This window comes from Saccharothrix xinjiangensis (assembly GCF_039527585.1).
GTDB classification, from domain to species: Bacteria; Actinomycetota; Actinomycetes; order Mycobacteriales; family Pseudonocardiaceae; genus Actinosynnema; species Actinosynnema xinjiangensis.
In genome coordinates this window covers 316291-341567 of sequence record NZ_BAAAKE010000007.1, presented here as the reverse complement: position 1 = coordinate 341567, position 25277 = coordinate 316291, and the positions used below count along the sequence as shown (strand labels likewise).

Sequence of the window (25277 nt, the reverse complement as noted above, 5' to 3'; positions counted from 1 at the left end):
GTCCTGTTCGCCATGCTCCGCACCAAGACCCACTACCGACACCCCGACACCGCTCCCACGCCGGCTGCGGCTTGACAACCACATAGGGACACCCCCCGCAAGGAGTTGTCGTGCCACAACGCCGTGGCTTCATCGCCGTTTTGTCGGCCCTCCTGCTCGGTGGCCTCCTGGCACCGCAGGCCGAGGCGGCACCCGTGACGATCACCAACGGAACGCAGTTCGTCGACACGTCGGGCCAGGTCGTGCACGCGCACGGCGGCGGTGTCATCAAGGTCGACTCGTACTACTACTGGTTCGGCGAAAACCGGAACGCGGACAACACGTTCCGCGCGGTTTCGGTTTACCGGTCCACCGACCTGCGCACCTGGGAATTCCGCCGGAACGTGCTGACGCAGTCGTCCGACCCCGAGTTGGCGGTGGCCAACATCGAACGCCCGAAAGTGATCTACAACAATTCCACCGGCCGTTTCGTGATGTGGATGCACAAGGAGAACGGCAGCGATTACGGCGAGGCGAGGGCGGCCGTGGCCAGTTCCGCCACCGTCGACGGCGACTACACCTGGCACGGCAGCTTCCGCCCGCAGGGCCACATGTCGCGCGACATCACCCTGTTCCGCGACGACGACGGCACCGGCTACATGATCTCCGCCGCCCGCGAGAACGCCGACCTGCACGTCTACCGGCTCACCCCCGACTACCGCCAGGTCAGCACCAGGGTGCACGTGCTGTGGCCGGGCTCCTGGCGGGAGGCGCCCGCGATGTTCAAGCGCAACGGCGTGTACTTCCTGCTCACCTCCGGCGCGACCGGCTGGGCGCCCAACCAGCAGAAGTACGCCACCGCCACCAGCGTGGCCGGCACGTGGAGCGCGCTCGCGAACGTCGGCGACGGCACCGCCTACGGCTCGCAGGCCGCGTTCGTGCTGCCCGTCCAGGGCTCGCAGACCACCTCGTACCTGTACCTGGGCGACCGGTGGGCCGGCGCGTGGGACGGCCGGGTCAACGACTCCCGGTACGTGTGGCTGCCGCTGACCTTCCCCAGCAACACCACCATGTCGATGAGCTACGCCTCCCGGCTGACCATCGACACCGCGACGGGCGCGGTGACCCCGGTGTCCTCCCCCGCCCAGACCTTCACCGCGCGGCACAGCGGCAAGTGCCTGGACGTCCCCTCCTCCAGCCAGCTCACCGGGGCGCAGGTCAAGCAGTACCCGTGCAACGGCGGCAACAACCAGCGGTGGGAGGCGCAGGGCACGGGCGACGGCTACTACCGGCTGGTGGCCCGCCACAGCGCCCTGTGCCTCGACGTGGACGGCCAGTCCACCGCCGACGGGGCCGTCGTCAGGCAGTGGACGTGCGGCAGCGGGACCAACCAGCAGTGGCAGTTCCAGGACGCGGACAGCGGCTACGTCCGCGTCGTCGCCCGGCACAGCGGCAAGTGCCTCGACGTGGTCAGCGGCTCGTCCGCCGACGGCGCGCTGATCAAGCAGTACGCCTGCAACGGCGGCAACAACCAGCAGTGGAGCCGGGCGGGAGCCTGACACCGGTCCGCCGGGGCGGTCGCGACCGACCGCCCCGGCGCGCAACGCTGACCGAAACTTTCGACTCTCGCTTTCGGCCCTGACCCCGACTTCCTTGGCGAATATGACGGTGGACCTGACCCGATCTCCGATCCCACCAGTGACTGAGACGCAGCGGTGTTACCACCTTTCGATGACCGGACCGAAACTTTAAGCAGTCGGTACGTGATCACTGATCGGTGTCGCGGTCCTCACCCACCTCGTCTCACAGGAGAGCACTGGTGATCATCAGCCGGTGATGTGGGCGTCATGGCGGTGGAGGACGACGGGGCGGATTGCCCGGTGTCGTTGCCGGGGTCGACGGCGTCGAACTCGCGGTTGCCGGACCCGTTCACCAGGATCAACGGGCAGCGGATCACGTCGAAGTCGGACTGGCGGTGCCGGCGGGCGGAGATCCGCGAGCTGGCCGAGCGCTACGTCTACGGCGACAAGCCCGCCAAGCCCTCCAGCGTCACCGGCACCGTGACCAGCTCCGGCATCACCGTCTGGGGCGTGCGCGACACCGACTCCTGGCGCGCCTCGGGCACCCCGCTGCTCTTCGACGGCTCCGGCAACAAGAAAGCCGCCTACAACGCCACGCTGGACGCGTTGAACGAAGGTTCACCCAGCACCACCCCGACGACCCCGACCACCCCGACCGACCCGGGCGGCGGCTGCACCGCGGCCTACTCCGAGGGCCAGAAGTGGAATGACCGCTTCAACGGCCAGGTGACCGTCTCGGGCACCGACAACCGGGTCGTCACGGTCACGTTGACCTCGCCGCAGAAGGTCGTCGCCACCTGGAACACCAGCGCCACCTGGGACTCCAGCGGCAACGTGATGACCGCGCGCCCCAACGGCAACGGCAACGCGTTCGGCTTCACCGTCCAGCACGGCGGCAACTGGAACTGGCCTTCCCCCACCTGTCGGGCGGGCTGACGTTCGCCCGGTCCGGTGGCGAGGCGACCTGCCTCGTCACCGGGCCCCGACCCCCGGCGGCGCGGTGCTCTGCCGGATCACCAGCTCGGTGGCCAGGTCGATCCGCGGGTACGGCGGTCGTTGCCCGCGGGCCAGGGTGATGGCCATCTTCGCGGCCACGGCGCCCATGTCGCGCAGCGGCTGCCGCACGGTGGTCAGGGGCGGGCCGCTCCACTCGTTGATGGACAGGTCGTCGTAGCCGACGACGGACAGGTCCCGGGGCACCGACAGGCCCAGCTCGTGCGCCGCGCGCATGACGCCGAGCGCCTGGTAGTCCGAGCCCGCGAAGATCGCGGTCGGCCGGTCGTGGTCGGGGCGGTCGAGCAGCTCCAGGCCGTGCCGGTAGCCGCTGGTGGCCCGGAACTCGCCGTAGCGGACGTGGTCGGGCGCCGCGGCGAGCCCTTCGGCGGCCAGGGCGGCGTGGAAGCCCTCCACGCGGGCGCGGCTGCACAGCAGCCTGACCGGCCCGGAGATCACCGCGATGCCCCGGTGCCCGAGCTCGATCAGGTGGCGGGTCGCGACCAGGCCGCCCGACCGGTTCGCCGAGCCCACCACCGGCACGTCCGGCGGCTGCTCCTGCGCGGTGTCCACGAAGACGAACGGGATGCCCGCCTCGGTCAGCAGCCGGCGCTGCCGGTCGTCCAGCTCGACCACCACGAGGACCACGCCGAGCGGCCGGCGGTCGAGCAGGTCGTCGAACCAGTCGTCGCGGGGCCGGTGGTCGCCGCCCAGCTCGGACAGCACCAGCGCGGCCTGCTCGGCGGAGAGCACCTGCTCGACGCCGCGGATGATCTCCATGGCCCACTCGGAGTGGATGTGGTCGAACACCAGCTCCAGCAGCGCGGGCCGGGCCGGCAGGCGGTCGGGCGCGGTCCGGTGCGGGTGGCGCTCCACGCCTCGACCCGAACCCGCCATGGCGGGCTTGGCGGCAGCCCCCGCCCGCTGGGCGGGCACCCGCGGCGCGCCCGTGCTCCACGGCTGCGGCGACGTGCTCATGGCTGTCCCTGTCCGAGAGGTGGTCCGGTGGGTCGGGGAACGCCAGGAGGACGGCCGCGCCCCGACCCACCACGGTACGTCGTGAACCGGCGGACACCCGTTGAGACGCGATGTTGCGGAGTGTTTCGCCGCGCCGGCGGCGTTCGGCGTAGAACGATCACCGCCACTTTCGACGGCGTTACACTCCGGCCATGACCTCGGCGTCGAAACCCGCGCAGGACGCCCCCGACCGCGGCAGCGCGACCATCGCCCAGATCGCCGACCTGGCCGGGGTTTCCACCGCCACCGTGTCCAAGGTCGTCAACGGCCGCGCCGACGTCGCGCCCGAAACCCGCGCCGCCGTGGAGAACCTCATCCACGAGCACGGTTACCGCCGGCAGAAGAAGGTCACCCGCGCCACCATCGTCGAACTGGTCCTGCCCGAGATCAGGGGCGCGTACGGCATGGAGGTCATCAAGGGGGTCGAACGCGTCGCCGTCGAGCACCAGCTCGCGCTCGTCGTGTCCGAGCTGCACGGCGACCACGTGCCCGGCCGCAACTGGATCGAGGCCGTCATCGCCCGGCGTCCCACGGGCGTGGTCGCCGTCCTCTCCGGTCCGCCGCCCGCCGAGCAGGACCAGTTGCGCAACCGGGAGATCCCCCTCGCGCTCGTCGACCCCGTCGGCGAGATCGATCCCGACCTGCCCTCCGCGACCGGTGACAACTGGGGCGGCGGCCTGGCCGCCACGCGCCACCTGCTGCTCCTGGGGCACCGGCGCATCGCCGCGATCACCGGGCCGGCGCTGTCGCTGCCGAGCAGGGCGCGGTTGGACGGCTACCGCACCGCCCTGGACACCGCCGGCGTGGCGATCGACCCCGAGCTGGTCCGCGTGGGCGACTTCCAGCTCGAAGACGGCCTGACCCACGGCCTCGACCTGCTCACCCTCCCCGACCCGCCCACGGCCGTCTTCGCGTTCAACGACGCCCAGGCGATCGGCGTCTACCAGGCGGCGCACCAGTTGGGCCTGCGCATACCGCACGACCTGAGCGTGGTGGGGTACGACGACCTGCCCACCGCGACGTGGGCGATCCCCGCGCTCACCACCGTGCGCCAGCCGCTGCGCGACATGGCCGCCACCGCCACCCGCATGGTCATCGACCTCGCGCAGGGCGCCGCCGCCACACCGCACCGCTCGCTGTTCGCCACCGAGCTGGTCGTGCGCGCCAGCACCGCGCCCCCTTCCCGCTGACCTCGGCCGGCCGGCCCGGGTCCACCGGTGGAGGACTCCGCGCGCGTCACCCGGTGCCGCGTGACGGACGAACCCCTCGCGCCACCGGCACCAGGGCGGTAACGGCGTCGTCCGGCGGCTCGATCCCGGAAGGGACCAGGGTCGTCAGGGCCCTGCGGAAGAGGGCGGGTCCGGATGTCCTTATTCGATGCGGCGCGGCACAAATCCGGTGCGGCGCCGGCCAGGTTGTGGGCGGCCGTGGTGGTCACCGCCGCGCTGGTGGTCGCGCGGGGTGGCGCGGAGCGGGCCCCGGTGGCGGCGGCGAGCACGACGACCGCTTTCACCGACGTCCCGGGCACGGCGGCGGTCGGCGCGCCGTACGCGTTCTCCGGCACCGTCACCGACGAGAGCCCGGTCGCCGCGGTCGAGGTGTCCACCGACGGTGGCGTGGCGTGGACCCCCGCCGGGTGGCGGGTCGGGCAGACCACGTGGAGCCACACGTTCACACCAACGGGTTCCGGGACCGCACAACTGCGGGTCCGCGCCCTGGACGCGGCGCGCGAGGCGGTCGGCCAGGCGTCCGCGGAGACCCCGGTCGCGGCCCGCACCTGCCCGTGCGGCCTGTGGTCCGACTCCGACGTGCCCACCGCGGTGAGCGCGGCGGAGGGCGCGGCGCTCGAACTGGGCGTGAAGTGGCGGTCGACGACGGACGGGCACGTGCGCGGCGTCCGGTTCCACAAGGGACCCGACAACACCGGCACGCACACCGGCTCCCTGTGGTCGGCCTCCGGCGAGCGGCTCGCGACCGGCACGTTCCGCGGCGAGACCGCGAGCGGCTGGCAGACCCTGGTCTTCGCGGCGCCCGTCGCGGTCGCCCGCGACACCACCTACGTCGCCTCCTACTTCGCCCCGAAGGGGCGCTACTCCTACGACCGGGACTACTTCGCCCGGTCGTCCCGCTACCTGGAACCGCTGACCGGCCTCCAGACCGGTGTCGACGGGCCCAACGGCGTGTTCCGCGCGGGCGGCGGGTTCCCGAACACCGGTTTCTCCGACACGAACTACTGGGTCGACGTGGTGTGGGCGCCGGAGCCGGGCGCGGACACCAGGGCGCCCGACCTGCTCGGCACCACGCCGCTCGACGGCGCGACGAGCGTCGCACCGTGGGGCGCGGTGACCGCCGCCTACGACGAGCCGCTCGCGCCGGGCCAGGTCGAGTTCACGCTCACCGGTCCGGCCGGCCGGGTGGCCGGCGCGGTCTCGTTGACCGGCAACGGGAAGACCGCCCAGTTCACCCCGGGCGCCGCGCTGCTCCACGGCGCCGCGTTCACCGCGGTGGTGCGGGTCCGCGACGCCGCGGGCAACCGGACCGCCGAGCACACCTGGCGGTTCACCACCGGCACGCCGCGGACGGCGGGGTGCCCCTGCTCGCTGTGGGGCGACCTGGACGCGCCGCTCGTGCCCTCCTCCGACGACCCGCGGCCGATCGAGGTCGGCACCAGGTTCCGGTTCTCCGGCCGGGGCGAGGTGACCGGCGTCCGGTTCTACAAGGGGCCCGGCAACAACGGCACGCACACCGGGTCGTTCTGGACCTCGACGGGGACGCTCCTGGCGACCGGCGCCTTCAGCGGTGAGAGCGCGGCCGGGTGGCAGACGCTGGTCTTCGACCAGCCGGTGCCCGTCGAGGCCAACACCCCCTACGTGGCGTCCTACTTCGCGCCCGAGGGCCACTACTCGGCCTCCCAGGGTTACTTCCGGGGGCAGTCCGGCCTCGGCCCGGTCATCGCCGTCGTCGACGGCGTCGCCGGTCCCAACGGCGTGTTCAGCTACGGCGGCGGGTTCCCGACCACCGGTCACCTCGCGTCGAGCTACTGGGTCGACGTCCTCTACCGCACCGGCCTCAACGGCGACACCACCCCGCCCGCGCTCGTCAGCCGCACACCCAACCAGAGCGACGTCGGCGTGTCGCTGGACCCGGTGGTGACGCTCGTGTTCAGCGAGCCCGTCGACCCGCAGTCCGTGATCGTCCACATGGTCGACGACGGGGCGGCGACGCTGCACGGGGCGCTGACCTTCTCCGACGACCGGGAGACCGTCACCTGGAGGCCGAACGGCGCGCTCAAACCCGGCAGCCGCTACTGGATCCGGCAGGAGGCCGCCGACGTCAACGGCAACGCCCTGGCCGGCTCCTCCGGCTCGACGGTGTTCACCACCCGGACCGCGGCGGTCTGCCCGTGCTCGCTGTTCAGCACGGCGACCGTGCCGAACACCCCGTCCGCCAACGACGGCGGGCTGTACGAGCTGGGCGTCCGGTTCTCCGCGGCGCGCGGCGGCTGGGTCAACGGCGTCCGGTTCTACAAAGGACCGGGCAACACCGGCACGCACACCGGCTCGCTGTGGACCGCCACCGGCGAGCGGCTCGCGACCGGCACCTTCACCGGCGAGACCGCGGAGGGCTGGCAGTCGCTGACCTTCGCCGAGCCCGTGGCCATCAGGAGCGGCACGACCTACGTCGCCTCCTACACCGCGCCCCACGGCCACTACTCGGCCAACCAGTACTACTTCCTGAACCGCTCCCAGGTCGTCTCCGGGCCGTTGAGCACGGCGGACGGCAACCAGGCCGGCGTGTTCATGCCCGGCGGCGGGTTCCCGAACCGCTCGTGGAGCGGCGCCAACTACTGGGTCGACGTGGACCTCACGCCGTTCGAGGACGTCACGCCGCCGGTCCACACCGCGCACACGCCCGCGAACGGCGGCGCGGACGTCGGGTTGGCCGAACCGCTCACGATCACCTACGACGAGCCGGTCAGCGAGGTCGACTCGACGTTCCAGGTGCGGGACTCTCGCGGTGTCACCATGCGCGGCGCCCTGACCCGGGCGAACGGGAACCGCACGCTGGTCTGGACACCGGCCGCGCCGCTGGTCCGGACCACGACGTACACCGCGGCGGTGCGGGCGGGCGACGTCTACGGCAACATCGCGGCGGGCGCCACCACGTGGTCCTACACCACGGGCAACCCGCCGTGCCCGTGCTCGCTGTTCAGCGAGGCGGCGGTGCCGCAGGTGCAGCAGCAGACCTACTACGGCGGCATCACCCTGGGCGTCAACTTCGTCCCGACCACCGACGGTCTCGTGACCGGTGTGAAGTACTACAAGTCGGCGGCCAACGGCGGTCGGCACGTCGGCGGGCTGGCCCTGCCGGACGGCACCGGGCTCGCGTCCGCGACCTTCACGGACGAGACCGCGACCGGGTGGCAGTCGGTGTCGTTCGCCACGCCGGTGCCGGTCACCGCCGGCACGACCTACCTGGCCCTGTACGAGACGGTGCAGGGCAACTACTCCGAGAACACGAACTACTTCCTGGCCGGTGACGTGACCACGCCGCAGCTGGTGGCCCCCGCCTCGCCCAACGGGATGTCCGGCCGGATCCAGGGCTACCCGGCGTTCCCGAGGACCGCCACGGGCCACAACTTCTGGGTCGACGTCGTCTTCACCACGACCCCGTAGCGCGGGGTGCGCCGGTGGGCGGGGTCCGTCCCGCCCACCGGCGCACCGGTCACAGCCCGATGCCGGCCTGCGGCCCGGTGTTGGTGCGCAGCAGCGCCGGCACGTCCGCGGCCGGGTCGAGGGTGTAGGCGTAGAAGGAGCGCGGGTCGAAGGCGTTGCCGCCCGTCTCCCGCTGTCCCGTGGAGTTCACCACGACGCTGCCGGACTGGCGCAGCTGGGCGGTGTCGTCGCGGTAGTACGGGTCCTTCACCCGGTCGTAGTAGGTGTTCTCGATGACCATCTTCGTGCCGCCGCGGGCGTAGTTGCCGTAGCCGGTGATGTTCTGCATGTGGTTGTTGTAGAGGTGCGCGTAGGCGACGTTGTCGGTGCTGGGGTTGCGCTGGTTGGTGTCGTGGATCCAGTTGTGGTGGATCGTGATGCGGGAGGTGACGTTGTCGGTCCACCCGATGCCGAACGACTTGTTGTTCTCCGCCAGCACGTTCCACGACACGGTCAGGTTCGTGGTGTCCTTGCGGCTGTCGATCAGGCCGTCGTTCATGCGGGTGATGGTGTTGTGGTCGATCCAGATGTTGCGGGAGTTGTCCATCTGGATGCCGTCGTAGTCGAAGTCCTTGTCGTCCGGGTCGTCGGAGGCCATCCGGGTGTCGCGGATGGTCAGGTTCCGGATGATCACGTTGGACGCGTCGGTGAGGTTGAAGCCGCCGTTCACGACCTGCCCGGCGGTGCCGACACCGACGATCGTCTTGTTGGAGGCGACCTTGACCTCGGTGCCGTAGGGGGTGACGGTGATGGCCCGGTCGACCCTGATGGTGTACGGGGTGGTGGCCGAGGCGTAGCGGACGAGGTCGGCGTAGGTGGTGGCGGTGACGGTCTGGCCGCCCGCGCCGCCGGTGGTGCCCGCCGCGCCGGCGAAGCCGTCGGGGGTGTTCGACCAGGTGCGGCTGCCGGTCACGGGGGTGAACAGCCACTGCTTGTTGGAGTTGGTGGTGCAGGTCTCCTGCACCACCGCCACCCCGTTGTCCTTGCCCGCGTCCTTGTTCGACAGGCACAAACCCGACTGCGCGTTGACCAACCGGTAGGTGCCGCTGCCCGAAGCGGTCAACCGCCACTGCTGCATCACACCGTCCCAGCAATCCCACTGCTGCGCCTGCACGAACAACTCCGTCGTGCCATAAGCGATGTCCAGGCACTTGCCCGTCGCCACGTTCACCAGGGCGAACGTGCCCGAACCCGAACCGCGCAGCACCCACTGCTGCATCGCCCCGTTCCAACAATCCCACTGGTGCACCGGCACACCGTCCTCCGGCGCACCGTTGACCACGTCCAGGCACTTCCCGCTGTTCCTCACGCTGATCGCGTAGGTCGAGCCCGCCGTCGGGACGGCGGCTTGGGCGGCGGGTGCCGCCGCGGTGAGCGCGGCGAGGCTCATCGCGGTCACGCACGCCGCGAGGAACTTGGTTCTCATCGGTGGACGTCCTTGTCTCGATGAAGGGGGTCTCGGCGAACGGGGTCTCTCAACGGACGGGGTTCCAGCCGTCGCTGCCGGCCAGGTACTTCTGCGGCGTGTACTCCGCGGCCTGGGCGTCGCTCAGCTGCGGGCGGTTGGAGTTGGAGCCCGCGCCGGACCCGGTGTTGCGGTACTCCAGGAATCGGGCGTTGCGCCACGAGTTGCCCGACATGTCGGTCCACGGCTGCGCCGTCTTGACGGTGGCGTTGAGGGTCGACTCGCGGTAGAGGACCTGCGCGTCGGGTCGCCACGGGCGGCCGAGCTGGGTGACGTTGTTCGCCGCGCCGGTGATCGTGGAGCGGTGGAACAGGAAGCCGTACTTCTTCGCGGCCGGGGTGCTGGCCGCCGTGATCGGGCCGCCCGAGGTGCGCTTCTCGTGGACGGTGGTGCGGTCGAAGACCATCGTGCCACCGCCGAAGATGAAGTCGACGGTGCCCTCGACGTAGGAGTCGACCATGTAGGCGCGGGTGTTGTCGTTGACCAGGAACGTGTCCTGGTCGCCGAGCAGCCGCACGGTCCGGAACACCGCGCGGTCGGCGTTGAGGTGCAGCGCCACCGCCTGGTGACCGCTGGAGGTCGAGTTCTCGTCGAAGTCGTTGGAGATGGTCAGGTTGGTCGCTTCGAAGCCCGCGCCGTTGACGAACACGCTGGCGCTGCCGGACGTGCCGTGCGTGCCCGCGCTGTTGTTGAACACGATCACGGTCTGCGACGGCGACGAGCCCAGGCCCTGGAAGGTGATGTCGGGCTTGTTCGCCGGCACGGTCACCACCTCGCGATAGGTGCCCGCCTTGATCGTGATCACGGTGCGGCCGGAGTTGGCGGGCACGGCGTTGACCGCGTCCTGGACCTTGCGGTGGCGGCCGGTGCCATCCGCGGCGACGATCGGTTGCTGCGCCGAGGCGACCGGGGTGAACAGCCACTGCTTGTTGGAGTTGGCGGTGCAGGTCTCCTGCACCACCGCCACCCCGTTGTCCTTGCCCGCGTCCTTGTTCGACAGGCACAAACCCGACTGCGCGTTGACCAACCGGTAGGTGCCGCTGCCCGAAGCGGTCAACCGCCACTGCTGCATCACACCGTCCCAGCAATCCCACTGCTGCGCCTGCACGAACAACTCCGTCGTGCCATAAGCGATGTCCAGGCACTTGCCCGTCGCCACGTTCACCAGGGCGAACGTGCCCGAACCCGAACCGCGCAGCACCCACTGCTGCATCGCCCCGTTCCAACAATCCCACTGGTGCACCGGCACACCGTCCTCCGGCGCACCGTTGACCACGTCCAGGCACTTCCCGCTGTTCCTCACGCTGACCTGGTACGTCGAGCCCGCCGCGGGGGTGGCCGCGGTGGCAGGGGGCGACGTCAGGGTCGTCAAGCCCAGGAGCAGGGCCAGGAGCGCCGCCCCTCTCCCGGTGCTCCCCCGCGGGGAGCCGGTCTTTCCGCTTCTGCCGAGCACGGGGATTCCTTCCTCAACCGGCGTCGATGACGGTGAACCCGCCCCGGGCAGGGCCGCGGGCAGGGCTCGGGTGCACAGACACCCCCGGCCTGTTAGCGATAACACAAACCGGTGTGGTTCACTCGTTCGGACTAACGCTCCCCGTGAAGGGCGCCGGGGCCGTCGAACGGTTCGACGATCTTTACAACCCGCCGGCACCTGTGCGAGCCTCTGCGACCGCATCGCACGACACCCCGGGCGACCGGCAGGACGAGAGGCGGCGACGTGGTGGCGGAAGTCGACCCCGACGTCGTCGCGGCCGCCCGGTCAGGCGACCGACGAGCACTGGACCACCTGGTCACCGCCTACCTGCCACTGGTCCGCAACGTGGTCCGCCGGGCACTGCCCGGCGACCCGGAAGCCGACGACGTGGTGCAGGAGACCATGCTCCGCGTGGTGCGCGGCCTGCCCGCCCTCAACGACCCGGAGCGGTTCCGCGCGTGGATCGTCACCACCGCCATCCGACAGGTCCGCAACCACACCCGCGGCCGCCGGGCCACCCTCGCCCGCCGCCTGCCCCTCGACGAGGCCGCCGACGCGCCCGACCCCCGCGCCCGGGTGGCGGAAGACGCCGTCGACCGCGTCGCGGTCGCCCGGGAACGACGAGACCTGCTCGACGCCACCCGGTGGCTCGAACCCGACGAGCAGCGGGTGCTCGCGCTGTGGTGGCAGGAGGTCAACGGCGAACTGACCCGCACCGAGGTCGCCGAAGCCCTGGAACTCAGCACCGCGCACACCGCGGTGCGCGTGCAACGCGTGAAAGAACGGCTGCTGACCGCACGCACGGTGCTGCACGCCTGGCGGGCCACACCCCGCTGCCCCGGCCTCGCCGACACCGGCCGGACCTGGACGGGCGCACCCGACCGGCGGTGGCTCAAGCGCCTCGCCCGCCACGTGCGCGACTGCCCCGCGTGCACGGCGGCCGGCGCGCCGCGCACCTCCTCCGAACACCTCGCGCTGGGCATCGGCGTCCTCGCCGCCACCCCCGCCCTGACCCAGGCGCCCGCGCACACCGGCCTGCTCGGCCGGCTGCCCGACCTGCTGTGGACCAAACCCGCGATCGCGATCCCCTTCACCGGCGCCGCCGCGGTGGCGCTGACCGTGTGGATCACCCCGCTGCCCGCCGAGGACGAACCGCGCCACGACACCGCCCTGCCCACCACCTCCGCCCACGCGGACGCGCCACCCGGCGCCACACCCCCCTCCCCCGGCACGACCCCGCCCTCCACCACCGCCACCCCGACGGCCCTCTACGTCTCCCCCACCGGCGACGACACCGCCGCCGGCACCGAAACCGCCCCGTTCGCCTCCCTGGCCCACGCCGTGTCCGTGGTACGACCGGGACAGACCGTCTACCTGCGCGGCGGCACCCACCGACCCACCGCACCCGTGGTGATCACCACCAGCGGCGCCCCCGACCACCCCATCACCCTCACCAGCCCGGCGGGCGAACACGCCGTCCTCGACGCGAGCGCCGTGCCGAACGGCCCGTTCATCACCCAGCGGGCCGCGCACTGGACCCTGCGCGGCCTGGAGATCAGCGGCGCGAACGGCACCGCCTACTCGTGCCAGTCCTGCCGCGCCACCACCTTCCAGGGCCTCTCGATCCACGACAACCTCGGCACCGGCCTGCACCTGCACGGCGCCGGCACCACCGACAACCAGGTCCTCGACAGCGACCTCCACGACAACCGCGACCCCACCGGCCGCCACGCCGACGGCCTGACCCTCGGACCCGGCTCGGGCACCGGCAACCTCGTGCGCGGCTGCCGCACCTCCGGCAACGTCGACGACGGACTGGCCGTCGACGACTTCACCGACCCGATCGCCATCGACTCGACCTGGGCCTACGGCAACGGCGTCAACCGCTGGTCCCTGCCCGCCACCAGCGGCTCGGGCCACGGCTTCGACCTCGGCGGCGCCGGCGCGCACGTGATCACCCGCAGCGCCGCGTGGAAGAACAACGGCCACGGCTTCGCCGCCAACGGCCCCGCACCGCGGCAGTTCACCGGCAACAGCGCCCTGCGCAACGCCGGCGACGGCTTCGCCCTCGGCGACTCGGGCTCCTCGGTGCGCCGGAACTTCTCCTTCGGCAACCGCGAACAGGTCGTGCCCACCCGCCGCGTCCCCGAGGAGGGCAACACCTGGGACGGACCGGGCTGGGGCACCCACGTGCTGCGAAGCCTGGACCCCGGCACCGCCGAAGGCCCGCGCCCACCCGACGGCTCCCTGCCGGCCACCGACTACCTCGTCAACACCAGGGACCCCTCGGTCGGCGCACCCATGACCGCCGCGCGCTGAACCGCGCGGCCCGACCGAGGACCGGCCGCACGGGGCAGGACGCCGCTCAGTCCGTCCCCCGCGCGGCCTCCGCCTGCTCCGCGCGGTAGGCCAGCACCTCGGTGTAGGTGGGCGGCGTGCCGCGCCACCCCAGCTCGCGGTGGCGCACCGTCAGGCGGTTGAGCAGCCACACGTCGGCCACGCGCCGGTTCTGCGGTTCCATCCGGGCCTGCGCCCGGATCAGCGGGTGGTCGTGCTCGCGGGCCTGCTCGTCGGTCATGGCGTGGACGGTCAGCAGCGCCACCAGCTGCTCGCGCCGGTCGGTGGGGGCGTTGGTCATGGCGTCATGATCCGCACCGGCGGCCTCACCTGATCGAGATACCACCGTCGATACCGATAGTGTTCGATCTGCACTGAAGTGGTAATTATGGCTGATGTGCGACCACCCTATGGGTTGACACGGCCGATTTCCCTTTGACAAGGCTGACAAAGTGGGTCGACGTGATGCGGGACAACACGCGCGAGATCCTCGACATGGCCGGGCTGGCCACCCCGATGGCGCTGCGGGTGGCGGTGACCCTGGGCCTGCCGGACCGGCTCCCCGGCGACGGCAGCCCCACCGACGACCCCGGCAACGGCAGCCCCGCCGACGGGCTCCCCGCCGGCGCGCTCGCCGCCGACCTGGGCGTCGACCCGGTCGCGCTCGAACTGCTGCTGAGCCACCTCGTGACCCTCGGGATCGTCGAGCGCGCCCCCACCGGCTACCGGACGACCGCGTTCGGCGCGAACCTCCGCTCCGACGCGGGCAACGGCCTGGTCGACCGCCTGCACCTGGGCGCCGCCGGCGGCCGCGCCGAACTGGCCTTCGTCGAACTCGCCCACAGCGTCACCACCGGCGGGGCCGGCTACCCGCACCGCTACGGGCGGGACTTCTGGGCCGACCTGGACGAGCACCCGGGCCTCCGCGAGTCGTTCGACCGGCAGATGACCCACCGGTTCCACGAGCAGGTGCCGCGGGTCGTCGCCGGCGTCGACTGGTCCCGGTTCGCCACCGTCGTCGACGTGGGCGGTGGCCGGGGCGGCCTGCTCGCCGCGATCCTGGCCGCGCACCCCGGGGTGCGCGGTCACCTCGTCGAGCTGGAGGCGACCGCCGCCGGAGCCCGCCGCACCTTCCACGCCCACGGCCTCGACGAGCGGGCGCGGGTGACGGCGGGGAGCTTCTTCGACCCGCTCCCGGCCGGCGCGGACGCCTACCTGCTGGTCGACATCCTCCACAACTGGGACGACGAGCACGCCCACCTCGTCCTGGGCCGCTGCGCCGAGGCCGCCCGGCCGTCCGGGCGCGTCCTGGTCCTCGAACCGGTCGGCGGGCTGCGGTCCGAGAGCGAGTTCGACCTGGCCATGCTCGTGATCTTCGGCGGTCGCGAGCGCCGGCTCGACGAGTTCCGCGCGCTCGCCGCGCCGCACGGCCTGGTCCTCGACACCGTGACCGAGCTGACCGACCAGCGCTGCCTGCTCGAATTCCGGCTCGCCGCCGGGTGAACCGCCCGCGACGGGGCCCCGCCGCGGGCGGTTCCGGGCCTCACAGGGGCAGTCGCGGCCAGGACGCCGTGTCGCGCAACAGCTGCCGGTCGTGCGTGGCGATCACCACCGCGGCCGGGGTGGACCCGAGCGCGGCGGTCAGCTCGTCGACGAGCGCGGCCGACAGGTGGTTGGTCGGCTCGTCCAGCAGCAGCACGTGCGGGCGGCCGGCCAGCACCAGGGCCAGGTCCAGCCGCCGCCGGGCGCCGACCGACAGCTCGGACACCGGCCGGCGACCGTCGTGGCCGCTGAGCAGGCCCAGCTCGCCCAGCCCCGGACCTGATCCGCCCGACCGGGCGAGCCGTTCGTCGTACAGCTCGGCCGCCGTGCGCCCGCCCGGCGGGTCGGACTCCTGGCCCAGCCTCCCGACGCGCACGGACGGGGCGCGGGTGACCGTGCCCGCGCCCGGCTCCAGGTCGCCCGCCAGCACGGCCAGCAGGGTCGACTTGCCCGCGCCGTTGGGCCCGGTCACCACGAGCCGGTCACCGGCCTCCAGCGCCAGGTCGACCGGGCGCGCGAGCCTGCCGGCCACGGTCACCGCGGCGGCCCGCAGCAGGGTCGCGCCGCGACGACCCGGCAGGTCGGGCATGGCGAACCGGGTCGGCGGCGGCGGGACCGCCACCACGTGCGCGGCCAGCTCCTCCTGCCGCCGGTGCACCGCCCGGACCAGGCCCGGCGCGCGGGTGGCCCGGGTGTGCCTGCCGTGGCCCTTGTCCGGCCGCCAGTTGTCGCGCAGCCGGTTCCGCGCCGCGGACAGGTCGTCGGCCAGGCGCTGCCGCTCGGCGACCTGCTCGGCGTGCGACGCCTCCCAGCGGGCGCGCTCGGCGCGGCGACCCTCGACGTAGGCGGCGTAGCCACCGCCGTAGACCCGCGGCCGGCCGTCGCCGGACGGGTCGAGGTCGACCACCGCGGTGGCCACGTCGGCGAGCAGCGCCCGGTCGTGGCTCACCAGCACGACCACGCCCGGGTGGGCGCGCAGCCGCTCGGTGAGGTGGTCGAGCCCGCCCGCGTCGAGGTGGTTGGTCGGCTCGTCGAGCAGCAGCACGGGGTGCCCGGCGCCGAGCAGGCAGGCCAGCCGCACCCGGTGGCGCTGCCCCACCGAGAGGGCGCCGAGCGGGCGGGCGCGGTCGGTGACGGCGTCCAGCGCGGCCAGCGAGACCCCGACCCGCCGGTCGGCGTCCCACGCGTCCAGCGCCTCGACCTCCGCGAGCGCGGCGGCGTAGGCGTCGTCCGCGCCGGGACTGCCCTCGGCGAGCGCGTCGCCGGCGCGGTCCAGGCGGGCCAGGGCGTCGCGCGCGGCGGCCAGTTCGAGGTCGACGAGGTCCCCGACGGTGTCGGCGGGTCCGAGCGGTAGCTGCTGGTCGGCGACGCCGACCGAACCCGCGCGGCGCACCTCGCCGCGGTCGGCGGGCAGGCTGCCCGCGAGCACCCGGAGCAGGGTGGTCTTGCCGCGGCCGTTCTCGCCGACCACGGCGAGCCGGTCGCCCTGGGCGGCGACGAGGTCGACCCCGGCGAGCACGGGCCGCCCGCCGAAGGAGACGTGGACGTCCGACGCGCGGACGTGTGCCGCGCGCACGAGCGCGGGCGAGAGGTGGGACGACATGGGGAACTGCCTCCGCGAGAGGTGATGAGCAGGAAGGGCGAGGTCCGGTACGGCGGGTTCGCGGTACCGGTGGAGGCGTCGCCCCTCAGAGGAAGAACAGTTGCTGCATCACGACCGCCAGGCTAGGCCAGGCACCCGGACCGGCGCACCCGAATTACCCCGTGCCCCGTCAGGGCACCAGAGGTCGCCGCGCCCACCGATGACCTCCAGCACTGCTCCGCGAAGTCCGAGCCCCGGGAGTCGAACCTATGGGCCCCTGGTGGGTCCACCGACGTTGATGCTGGTCAGCGCGGCCTGTAGCGGCCTGGTGCAGGCAGGTGTGGCGGGTGGCGACCGTTTGGTGCCCCCCGTGGGATCACGCGGTGGTCGGTACCTGTCCCCAACCCGGCCGCTGGGGTCCGGGTGGGGGACACCGGCTCCAGCTACGTCTGCGGTCACGTCCGGCACGTGATCCCGGTGACGTACCAGTCGGGCCCGAGACTGCTCGACCCGGCAGGCCGGTCCGAGGGTTGGCTGTCGAGTCAGGCCCGGGCCGCTCAGTCGAGTACGGCGGCGGCGCTACTCGTCGTGCCGGATCTCCACTATCCGAAAAAGATCGGTGAAATTCATGGGCTGCAAGGCTTTGAGGACACCCGCGATGAACACCGGACCCGACGCCGGGTCACCTTTGCGACGCGGGTCGCTGTGGACCTCATTCTTCCTACGCCGGTTCTTTAAGTGCGGTGCGCGTGATCCGGCCGAGCCCGGCGGGCTGCGCGATCCGCGCTCACCTCACGAAGAAGGCCGATCCAGGTGGCGGTCGGGTTCGCGGAGGGTGCGGAGGAAGAGCCACCCCAGCGCGGGCAGCGCGATCAGCGGGACCAGGGCCACCCTCAGGGAGGTCGCGTCGGCGAGCGCGCCGACCAGCGGGCCCGCGACGCCGCCCACGCTCACCGCGAGGCCGAGCGTCACGCCGCTCGCGGTGCCGGGGTGGCGCGGCAGGTAGTCCTGGCCGAGCGTGATGTGCAGCGAGAACGGCACCGACAGGCCCACCGCGGTCACCGCCGCGAACAGCAGGAGCAGCGGCCCCGGCACGAGCACGGCGCCGGCGACGGCCGGCGCGGTCAGGGCGTAGGACCAGCGCACGACGCGGAGCCTGCCGAACCGGCCGGCCAGCCGGCCGCCGAGCACGGTGCCGACCGCGCCGCCCGCGTAGAAGAGGAACAGGGCCGTGGTGGCGACCGCGGTCGCGCCGCCGACCTGCTGCCCGGCGTGCAGGGAGATGAACGTGCCCAGGCCGACGAAGACGACGGAGCGGCAGGCGATCGCGGCGGACAGCCGCGCGAACGACGCGCGGTCGTCGCGGCCCGCCGGGGACCGGGACGCGTCGGCGCCGGGTGGCTGCCGCCTGCCCGTCGACCGCAGCGCGGCCGCGCAGAGCAGCGCGCCGGCGACCGCCGGGAGCACCAGCAGCGGTGACGCGGCCAGGCCACCGGTCCCGACCACCCCGGAGACCAGCAGCGGCGCGGCGGCGAACCCGAGGTTGCCGCCGAGGCTGAACCAGCTCATCGCCCGGTCGTCGCCGCGGCCCGCGATCCTGGCGACGCGGGCGGCCTCCGGGTGGTACGCGGCCACCCCGACGCCCGAGAGGGCCACGACCGCCAGGGTGAGCGCGTACTGCCCGGTGAGGCCGCACAGGGCGATGCCGACGCCGGCGGCGAGGGTGCTCACCGGCAGCAGCCACGGCACCGACCGGCGGTCGGTGAGCACCCCGAAGAGGGGCTGCACGACGGAGGACAGCAGCGACGCGGCCAGCACCACGCCGGCGGCGGCCGCGTAGGGGTAAGCCCGTTCGGACACGAGGAACGGCACCAGCGCGGCCACGGAACCCTGGTAGACGTCGACGCACGCGTGACCGACCGACAGCAGGGTCACCGGACCGCCGCGGTGGCGGGAACTCTTCACCATGCCCGGAGCCTCGCCGCTGCGACCGCTGTCCCGCTTCCGATAAAGTGCCAGTTCATGCCGGAAATCCGCCACCTGCCGCGAGCCCCGACGCGGACCCGGCGGCTGCCACCGTCGGCGGGCATCGACGCGCACCGCCACGACGAGCACCAGATCGCCTACGCCGCCTCCGGCGTGGTCGCGGTGACGACGGGCGCGGGCACCTGGTTCGCCCCGGCGACGCAGGCGATCTGGGTGCCCGCGGGCACCGCGCACGCGCACCGCGCCCACGGCCGGGTCGACCTGCACCTGGTCGGCCTGCCCGCCCGGACCAACCCGCTCGGCCTGCGCGAGCCGACCGTGCTCGCCGTGAGCCCGCTGCTGCGGGAGCTGATCGTCGCCTACACCCGCGAGCCGGACGAGGACCGCCCCGAGCGGCGGCGGCTGCGCGGCGTGCTGCTGGACCAGCTGCGCGCCTCTCCCCGGCGGGCCGTCCAGCTGCCGACACCCCGGGACCCCAGGCTGGTGGAGCTGTGCGCCGCGCTGCACGACGACCCGGCCGACCCGCGCACCCTGGCCGAGCTGGGCGCGTCCGTCGGGGTGGGCGAGCGCACCCTGAGCCGGCTGTTCCGCGCCGACCTGGGCATGACCTTCCCGCAGTGGCGCACCCAGCTGCGCCTCTACCACGCCCTGCGCCTGCTGGCCGACGACGTGCCGGTGACCGCGGTGGCGCACCGCTGCGGGTGGTCGTCGGCCAGCGCGTTCATCGACGTCTTCCGCCGCTCGTTCGGCCACACCCCCGGCGCGTCCCACCGCCGCGGCTGACCCCCGGTCTCAGAGGCCGAACAGCCGCTCGACGCGGTCGACCAGCCCGTCCTCGCCCACCCCGGTGTCGAGCTCGACCACGTGCAGGTCCAGCGCACCCGCCTCCTCGCGCAGGCGGTCGGTGAACATGCGGTCCCGCTCCAGCAGGTTGGCCAGCGCGCGGGGCGGGTCCCCGGTCCGGTTCGCGATCTCCCACAGGGAGCCCCGGCTCTCGAACGCCGCCCGGCGGAACCGGGGCGTCGGCAGGAGCCAGACGGCGTGCCGGGGTTCGGCCAGGAGCGGCTCCACGAGGCGGGGCAGCAGCCGAAAGCCCTCGACGACGACACCGGGCTCCTCCGCGTGCGCGAGGAGGTCCTCCACGATGAGCCCGAACCCCTCGCCCCGGAACCAGTGGAAGGTGTCCAGCATGGCCGCCGGGGACCGGGTCACCCACCGCTCGTCCAGGTCCATGGCGGCGAACCGCCGGAGGTGCGGCGACTCCCCCGGCGCCAGCCGGCGGGCGTGGTCGGCCATCAGGTCGTCGGTGGAGCACAGGGCCAGGCCGTGGCGCTCCGCGAGGCGGCGGGCCGCGGTCGACTTGCCCGCGCCGCTGCCGCCGCCGATCCAGTAGACGTGCCGCAGTCGCTCGCGCGCCGCGACGGCGTCCGCCGGCATGCCCACCCCCCTCACGGCCTCCCGTTCGAGGTTACCGCGCGCCCACCGCCGGGCTTGCGTCCCGCGCGGTCGTCCGCGGCTCTTCGTGCGCGCACCTCAGGGTGGCCTCGGACAGGTCGCCGAAGGCGAGGTGCAGCAGGGGCGGTTCCGCCCGCCGCAGGGAGTCCACGGCGGCGGTGCGGGCGGCGGGCAGGTCCGCGTCCGGCGTCGGCCACCTGATCTCCAGCACCGGGTCCGGGCCGGCGGCCGGTCCGACCGGGACGTCCGCCTCCCGCCACGACCGGCTCGCGGGCAGGACGGCGACGGCGCGCCCGTCCAGCAGCACCTCGCCGGCCCCGGTCCCGTGCGGGGTCCGGTACACCAGCCGCAGCACGCCGCCGTGCGCGCAGTGCAGCCTCGCGCCGAACCGGGGTTCCAGGCACCGGAAGAACGCCGGTTCCCGGCCGTGGGTGAGGGCCTGCGCGCCGTCCTGGCGGTCGGCGACCAGGTCGTGCTCCGGGACGTGGCCGCCGGCGGGCGGCGGGCCGACGAGGTCGCGCAGGACGCCGGCCAGGTCGGTCTGCCGCATCTGCCGGAACGAGCCCAGCGCCGCGGCGGCGAAGTAGCGGTCGGCGTGCCGGTGCGCCGAGCACATCCGGTCGAACGCCTCCGACGTCCACGCCGGCACGTCGTCGTGGACGAGCCGGTGCAGGTCCTGGACGTGGGCGCGGGCAGCCGGCCCGGCCTCCGCCGCCAGGGCGAGGTGGCGGCGCAGCACCGGTCCCCGCTGCCCCAGCCAGGCGTTGTGCGACGCGGCCAGGACGTGCCCCGCCGCGACCTCCTCCGGCGTGCCGGGGCGCTCCGGTCCCACCGGCCGCCCGGTGAGCGCTCCGGCGAGCCTCGCGGCGAGGATCGCGATCCCGCTCGGGGCGAGGTGGCAGTAGTCCAGGAAGTGCGCGGGGTCGGGCAGGCCCGTCCGGGGGTCGGCGAGGTCCGCGGTCAGGTCGACCAGCCGGTGCCCGTGCGCGGCGGCGAAGGCGCGCAGCGCGTCCTGGACCTGGCGGGTCGCCCGCGGGGTGTGCCGGACGAGCAGGCCGGTCGCCGCGTCGCGGGCGCGTTCCAGGGCCGCGCGCGCGGCGGCGTGGTCGCCGAGGGCCGACAGCGCCCGGCCCCTGGCGCGTTCGGCCGCGGCGGCGAACCCGTCGAGCCCGGCGAGCTCGTCGGCCAGCGCGACCACCTCGGCCCACCGGCCCGCGACGCCGGCCTCCGCCAGCCGCTCGCGCGCCGACCGCCACCGCTCCAGCACGGGGGCCGGGGCCAGCGGCGGCGGCAGCAGCGGCAGGTCCTCCCACTCGGTCAGGTTGAACTCGGGCACGACGACGGTCACCCGCGCGCCGGAGCGCTCGGCGACGCCCTGGAGCTGGGACAGGAACCGCTCGACGCGACGGGCGACGACGACCTCCGCGTAGGCGGCCCTCATGCCCTCCGCGCCGTCCCGGTCGAGCGCGTCGGCCAGGGCGTCGCACTCGTTGTGCGTCAACGAGTGCATCGACCAGTTGTTGCCCGCGACCAGGACGACCTCGTCCGGCTCCAGCGCGGGCAGGTCCCGGACGACGGCGGACAGCTCGCGGATCTCGATGCCCGTGCGCGCCAGGTCGACGCACTGGTGCGCGCCGGGCGCGCAGCGGTCCAGCGCGGCCTGGAGGGCGGCCGCGGGCGTGATCACCGGGTCGAGCAGGTAGCCGCGGGCCACCGACTCCCCGATCAGCACCACCCGCGCGCGGTCGCCCTTGCCCCCGACCTCCGGCGCGTCGGCCCACAGCCGGCGGATCGCCGCGGGCGCGTTCGCCCGGCGCAGCCCGGGTCCGCCCGGACCGGCGACCACGCGCCAGATGCCGACGCGGTTCCCCGAGGGCTCGGCGGTCCAGTCCCGCGGGTCGGGCGCCACGTGGGCGGCCTTCTGCGCCTCCGCGAGGGCCCGCGCCCCGGCCTCGTCCCCGAACAGCGCGGCGAGGCGGTTCGCCCTGGCCACGCGGTCGTCGTGCTCGCGCACGGGTGCCTCCTCAGAAGAACGTGTAGACCGACTCGCTGATCGACGGCGCCCGGTACGGCGCGACGTCCGCCAACCGCCGGCGCAGGCGTTCCGGCACGTCGGCCCGGTCCACGACGAGGTCGTCGAGCACGAGGACGTCCAGGTCCGAGCGCAGGAAGCACGCCAGGGCGTCCCCGGCGGTGTTCACGATCGGCTCGCCGCGCATGTTGAACGAGGTGTTGAGCAGCACCGGGTAGCCGGTGCGGTCGCCGAACGCGGTCAGCAGGGCGTGGAAGCGCGGGTCGACGGCCGCGTCGACGGTCTGCACCCGCGCCGAGCCGTCGACGTGGGTGATCGCCGGCAGTTCCATCCCCGGCACCACCCGCACCGTCTCCAGCATGAACGGCGAGGGCACGTCCAGCTCGAAGAACTCCGCCGCCCGCTCGGCCGCGACGGCCGGCGCGAAGGGCCGGAACGCCTCCCGCTTCTTCACCAGCGCGTTGATCCGGTCCCGCATGGCCGCGTCCCTCGGGTCGGCGAGGATCGACCGCGAGCCGAGCGCCCGGGGGCCGAACTCGGCCGCGCCCTGGAACCAGCCCACCACCGCGCCGCCGGCCAGCCGCCCGGCCACGGCGTCCGCGAGGCGCGCGTCCGAGCCGAGGTCGGTGAACGGGACGCCCGCGCCGGTGAGCAGCGCCCGGCACGCGCCGGCCGGTTCGGCGAAGCCGAGGCGGACGTCCACGAGGCGCTCGCGCGTCGGCCGGCGCCCGGCGCGGTGCGCCACGAGCGCCGCCGCGCCGATCGCGGACCCGGCGTCACCGGCGGCCGGCTGGACGAAGACCTCGCGGAACGGCCCCTTCGCGCGGATGACGGAGTTCGCCACGCAGTTGAGCGCCACCCCTCCCGCGTAGCACAGGCGGGGCGACGGCACGAGCCGGTGCAGCCGGTCGACCTGCTTGAGCAGCAACGACTCCAGCAGCGACTGCACGCTCGCGGCCAGGTCCTCGTGCTCCCGCGTGACGTCGTCCCCCGGTTCCCGGGGCGGCACGCCGAGCGCCTCCACCAGGGCGTCGGTGTACATGCGGCGGTCGTCGGCGAAGTCGAAGAAGTCGAGGTCGAGGGCGAAGCCGCCCTCGTGCTCGGTCACCAGCGCGTCCATGGCGTCGCGGTGGCGGGGCGTGCCGTAGGGCGCCAGGCCCATGACCTTGTACTCGTCGCTGTTGACCGAGAAGCCCAGGTAGCTGGTCAGGGTGCTGTAGAGCAGCCCGAGCGAGTGCGGGAACCGGACGTCCTCCAAGACCTCGACGCCGTCCTCGCCCGCCCGGCCGAGGCTGGTGGTCGACCACTCGCCCACCGCGTCCACCACCAGGACCGCCGCGTCGGGGAACCCCGAGCAGTAGAACGCGGACGCGGCGTGCGCCTCGTGGTGGGTGACGAACTCGACCGGCCCGTCGTAGCCGAGCAGGTCGCGGATCTCGCGCAGCGGCCGGGACGCGTCGAGCCGCAGCAGCGCGGCCGGCCGGCCCACCACGTGCCGGGGCAGGTCGGTCCACAGCTGCCGCGCCAGCTTCTCCCGCGGCTGCTCGTAGTAGCCGACCAGGTCGACTTCGTGGACGCCGACCCCGGCCCGGCGCAGGCAGGAGCGGAACGCCCGCACCGGCATGGCCGGGTCGAAGCGCGCCCGGCTGAACCTCTCCTCGTGCGCCGCGGCGACCAGCTCGCCGTCGACGTAGACCGCGCAGGCGGAGTCGTGGTAGAGGGCGGAGACGCCGACGACGATCACGGCCGCCCCACCCCGCTCAGCACGCGGGCGGAGTCCTTCACGCCCAGGAAGCCCGCCATCGGGAAGGCGCGGACCGCGGCGACCAGGCCGTCGGTGTCCAGCACCTCGACGCAGCGGGTGAACCAGCGGCGCACCGCGGCGGCGTCGCGGTCGCCGACCGGGTCGAGCCCGGCCAGCTCGCGGTACTGCTCGTACTCCAGCACCAGCAGCTCGACCGCCCGGTCCCGCAGCACCGTCGTGGCCCGGTCGCGCTCGTCCTCGGGCAGGTCGCCGGCGTCGAGGCGGCGGACCAGGTCGTCGGCCGCCGCGCTCAGCGCGGTGGGCCGGTTCTCGGCGACGTCGACCGGCTCGTAGCCCGCGCCGAGCATGAACGGCTGGAACCGCTGGAGGGCGGACCGGCCGAACACGCGGTCCCGGCGGGCCAGCTCGGGGTCGCTCAGGACCGCGGCGATGCCGATGCCGCGGAAGGTCGGGTGCACTACCGTGCGCCGCGAGATCGTCAGGTGCTCGTTGACCTCGGCGAACACCGCGTGCCGCGCCCAGCTGCGCGGGTAGGCCGCGGACGTCACGTGCACGCCGGCCACGATCCCGTTCACCCGCACCACGTGGACGTCGATGTCGTAGGCGCTCTCCGGCACCTCCAGCCCGCCCATGTAGTGGAACCGCGACAGGGCCTCGTAGTCCTCGACGGTTCCCCGCTCGACGACGATCCGCCCGGCGAAGGGCCGCGCCGGCGCGGGCACCGGCCGCTCCTCCACCACCTTGCTCCCGTTGTGGTCGAGCGTGATCCGCACGTCCGGGGCCAGCGCCTCGGCCAGGTCCTCGTGGGCGGTGGCGACCACGGCCGAGATGCCGTTGCGCCGGCAGAACTTCTGGAAGCCGTACGCGACGATGGCCGCCGTCGTCCGGTCTACTGTGGACAGGAATTCGTCGACGACCAGGAGCTCCTTGCCCTTGGCGTAGGCCAGGGCGAGGCGGGCGCGGGCGCGCTGGCCGTCGGAGAGCCGCCGGTAGGGCGTGAGGAACACGAACGCCTCGCCGAGGCCGACCCGGCCCAGCAGCGCCAGCACGTCGGGCAGCTCCAGGTCGAACAGCTCGATCAGCGGCCGGTCGTCCTCGGGCTCCTCCGGCACCCACGCGTCCGGGTTGTCCCGGAGGAACAGCTCCAGCAGCTTGGACTTGCCGGTGCCGGAGAACCCGGTGACGTAGGTGATGCCGGCGCGACCCAGCGGGACCGCGTCGAGGACCGGGATGTCGGTGAAGCGGTCCTCGGTGAGGCCGAACAGCTCGCGGACCAGGTCGGTCCGGGCGGATGCGCCCGCTCCGGCCCCGCCCGCGCCCGGAGCAGGCCGGGTCCAGTGGTAGATCGTCACGCC

17 protein-coding genes are annotated in these 25277 nt (G+C 73.6%); 7 read left to right on the top strand and 10 right to left on the bottom strand.

The window, feature by feature from the left end; all coding sequences use genetic code 11:
• Positions 1-110 precede the first annotated feature (110 nt).
• Both ABD223_RS18655 and ABD223_RS18650 read left to right on the top strand, forming a co-directional pair.
• The gene (locus ABD223_RS18655) at positions 111-1538 is read left to right on the top strand and encodes an RICIN domain-containing protein (RefSeq protein ID WP_344037548.1); all 1428 of its coding nucleotides are present in this window, start codon (positions 111-113) and stop codon (positions 1536-1538) included.
• Between the two features lie 288 nt (positions 1539-1826).
• The gene (locus tag ABD223_RS18650) at positions 1827-2495 is read left to right on the top strand and encodes an endo-1,4-beta-xylanase (protein WP_344037547.1); all 669 of its coding nucleotides are present in this window, start codon (positions 1827-1829) and stop codon (positions 2493-2495) included.
• 36 nt (positions 2496-2531) lie between these two features.
• Here ABD223_RS18650 and ABD223_RS18645 read toward each other — a convergent pair whose 3' ends face one another.
• Complete coding sequence (locus ABD223_RS18645; RefSeq protein WP_344037546.1) at positions 2532-3530, bottom strand: substrate-binding domain-containing protein; 999 nt, start codon at positions 3528-3530, stop codon at positions 2532-2534.
• A gap of 191 nt (positions 3531-3721) precedes the next feature.
• On the opposite strand from ABD223_RS18645, the gene ABD223_RS18640 reads away from it, so the two are divergent.
• Positions 3722-4759 carry a LacI family DNA-binding transcriptional regulator gene (locus ABD223_RS18640; protein ID WP_344037545.1) on the top strand — a complete coding sequence of 346 codons (1038 nt, stop codon included), beginning with the start codon at positions 3722-3724 and terminating at the stop codon, positions 4757-4759.
• A 174-nt stretch (positions 4760-4933) separates the two neighbouring features.
• A complete protein-coding gene (locus tag ABD223_RS18635; RefSeq protein ID WP_344037544.1) occupies positions 4934-8245 on the top strand; it encodes a DUF4082 domain-containing protein in 3312 nt (1103 codons plus the stop codon).
• Between the two features lie 49 nt (positions 8246-8294).
• On the opposite strand, the gene ABD223_RS18630 is transcribed toward ABD223_RS18635, so the two are convergent.
• Entirely contained in the window at positions 8295-9710 is a 1416-nt protein-coding gene (locus ABD223_RS18630; protein ID WP_344037543.1) for an RICIN domain-containing protein, read from the bottom strand.
• 49 nt (positions 9711-9759) lie between these two features.
• On the bottom strand, positions 9760-11202 hold the full coding sequence (locus tag ABD223_RS18625) for a pectinesterase family protein (RefSeq protein WP_380649056.1): 1443 nt from the start codon (positions 11200-11202) through the stop codon (positions 9760-9762).
• Positions 11203-11466: 264 nt separating this feature from the next.
• On the opposite strand from ABD223_RS18625, the gene ABD223_RS18620 reads away from it, so the two are divergent.
• Entirely contained in the window at positions 11467-13542 is a 2076-nt protein-coding gene (locus ABD223_RS18620; protein WP_344037541.1) for a sigma-70 family RNA polymerase sigma factor, read from the top strand.
• A 46-nt stretch (positions 13543-13588) separates the two neighbouring features.
• On the opposite strand, the gene ABD223_RS18615 is transcribed toward ABD223_RS18620, so the two are convergent.
• Positions 13589-13861: a hypothetical protein gene (locus ABD223_RS18615; RefSeq protein WP_344037540.1), complete on the bottom strand. Its 273-nt coding sequence runs from the start codon at positions 13859-13861 to the stop codon at positions 13589-13591.
• Between the two features lie 164 nt (positions 13862-14025).
• Here ABD223_RS18615 and ABD223_RS18610 point away from each other — a divergent pair, with 164 nt between their 5' ends.
• Positions 14026-15063 (top strand): methyltransferase, encoded by a 1038-nt coding sequence (locus ABD223_RS18610; RefSeq protein WP_344037556.1) that lies wholly within the window; start codon positions 14026-14028, stop codon positions 15061-15063.
• 40 nt (positions 15064-15103) lie between these two features.
• On the opposite strand, the gene ABD223_RS18605 is transcribed toward ABD223_RS18610, so the two are convergent.
• Positions 15104-16705: an ABC-F family ATP-binding cassette domain-containing protein gene (locus ABD223_RS18605; protein ID WP_344037539.1), complete on the bottom strand. Its 1602-nt coding sequence runs from the start codon at positions 16703-16705 to the stop codon at positions 15104-15106.
• 771 nt (positions 16706-17476) lie between these two features.
• A complete protein-coding gene (locus ABD223_RS18600; protein ID WP_344037538.1) occupies positions 17477-18652 on the bottom strand; it encodes an MFS transporter in 1176 nt (391 codons plus the stop codon).
• A 54-nt stretch (positions 18653-18706) separates the two neighbouring features.
• On the opposite strand from ABD223_RS18600, the gene ABD223_RS18595 reads away from it, so the two are divergent.
• A complete protein-coding gene (locus ABD223_RS18595) occupies positions 18707-19453 on the top strand; it encodes an AraC family transcriptional regulator (protein WP_344037537.1) in 747 nt (248 codons plus the stop codon).
• Between the two features lie 9 nt (positions 19454-19462).
• Here the strand turns inward: ABD223_RS18595 and ABD223_RS18590 are convergent, their stop codons facing one another.
• The 4 genes from ABD223_RS18590 to ABD223_RS18575 are packed head-to-tail and all read right to left on the bottom strand — an operon-like array spanning position 19463 to position 25274.
• Entirely contained in the window at positions 19463-20107 is a 645-nt protein-coding gene (locus ABD223_RS18590; RefSeq protein WP_344037536.1) for an AAA family ATPase, read from the bottom strand.
• A 31-nt stretch (positions 20108-20138) separates the two neighbouring features.
• Entirely contained in the window at positions 20139-22139 is a 2001-nt protein-coding gene (locus tag ABD223_RS18585) for a hypothetical protein (RefSeq protein WP_344037535.1), read from the bottom strand.
• A 10-nt stretch (positions 22140-22149) separates the two neighbouring features.
• Complete coding sequence (locus ABD223_RS18580) at positions 22150-23901, bottom strand: carbamoyltransferase family protein (protein WP_344037534.1); 1752 nt, start codon at positions 23899-23901, stop codon at positions 22150-22152.
• Complete coding sequence (locus tag ABD223_RS18575; RefSeq protein WP_344037533.1) at positions 23898-25274, bottom strand: hypothetical protein; 1377 nt, start codon at positions 25272-25274, stop codon at positions 23898-23900. The genes ABD223_RS18580 and ABD223_RS18575 overlap by 4 nt, the downstream gene beginning before the upstream one ends.
• Between the last annotated feature and the right edge of the window lie 3 nt (positions 25275-25277).